The 1320-nt window shown below is 28.3% G+C and carries 2 protein-coding genes; both read right to left on the bottom strand.

Annotated features, from left to right (window positions below):
* Positions 1 to 120: 120 nt before the first annotated feature.
* Complete coding sequence (locus C0512_RS15820) at positions 121 to 1059, bottom strand: polysaccharide deacetylase family protein (protein WP_290863312.1); 939 nt, start codon at positions 1057 to 1059, stop codon at positions 121 to 123.
* A gap of 11 nt (positions 1060 to 1070) precedes the next feature.
* Positions 1071 to 1320: LytTR family DNA-binding domain-containing protein (locus C0512_RS15815; protein ID WP_290863310.1), on the bottom strand; the 250-nt coding region annotated here is incomplete at its 5' end.

The raw sequence follows: 1320 nt of genomic DNA, 5'->3' as shown, positions 1-1320 counted from the left end.
TTTTTGTATTAGGTCGTCGATATCTAAATCAGTAAAATGTGATTGTTCATTTAGGTTAGTAAGTAGTAGGTTTATTTTTGATTTCAATTAAATACTCTTTTGATTTATATTATTGGTTTTCTATAAATTTAACATCATTGTTTCTCCAGCTAACACAATAATTTTTTTTTCATTAATTTTTATATAAATATCAAATGAACTTGTATTGGTAACTATATTTTTATCTACAGAGAATTTTAAATTTCTAAAAGCTTTAATATAATCAACCAAATCAATTTGTTTGGTGTAATGAATAATAGGATTATTAGCTACTAATTTGAAGAATTTTTCTGTTTCGTCCCATTTATTTTGGTCTAAACCCATTTCCCAACTGTGTCCCCAAATATCTAAAACTGCTAGTTCTTTAGTTGCTAAAAAATCAGTAATCACTTTGTAAAAGGCTTCCATTTCTTTTTTATCCTTTTCGGGTTGATTTGGCTCCCAATAGGCTTTTGCAAATTGATGAATTGTTGGGTGCCATCGCAAAAAATCTTTAGGAATTTCAAAATTATATGTATCGCCAACAGTTCTTGCATATTCAATTCCGAGAACATTAATCGTTTCAACAACAGCATCGTTAGTATTGCCAAAAGGATAAGCCATTCCTCTTATTGCATAGCCCATCAAGCGTTCTAGTTCTCTTCTATCTTCTACTATTTCATAAACTAAATCTATTTTAGAAATATCAGGTAAATTGGGATGATTAGCAGAATGAGCCGAAACTTCGTGTCCTTTGTATAGTTCTTTAATTTCTGCTTTATTCAAATAGTCAAAATAAATGTCTGTTCCTAATTTATTAGAATTCAAATGAAACGTTCCAATAAGTTGGTATTTATTCATAAGTTCTACCAATTTTCTGTCGTAAATTGTTCCATCGTCATAACTTAATATCAAAGCTTTAGTTTTTCCTTCTGGAAAAAGCATTTCGATTTTGACAGCACTTTTAGCAATTTCTGAGTTTGTTTGTGCTACTACAGAAAAGGAAATTAGGAAAAATAGTAGTATTGATGTTTTTTTCATTAGTATCAGTTTTAATTATCTAGCCATTTTTTAAAATCATTTACTCGTTCACGGCTTACAATTCGTGCTTCATTATCTAAAAATTTCGTAGTTATTGAAAAACGGCTATTAAAATAAGTACTTACTTTTTCTATGGATTGAATATTAAGAATAATCTTTCTGTTGATACGGAAGAATTGTTTAGGTTGTAACAGCATTTCTAATTGGTCTAATGTATAATCAATTAAAAAATGATTTCCATTGTTTGTTACTAAAAAAGAC

Origin of the sequence: Flavobacterium sp. (genome assembly GCF_013822155.1) — a bacterium.
GTDB lineage: Bacteria > Bacteroidota > Bacteroidia > Flavobacteriales > Flavobacteriaceae > Flavobacterium.
This window is presented reverse-complemented; position numbering and strand designations above follow the sequence as displayed.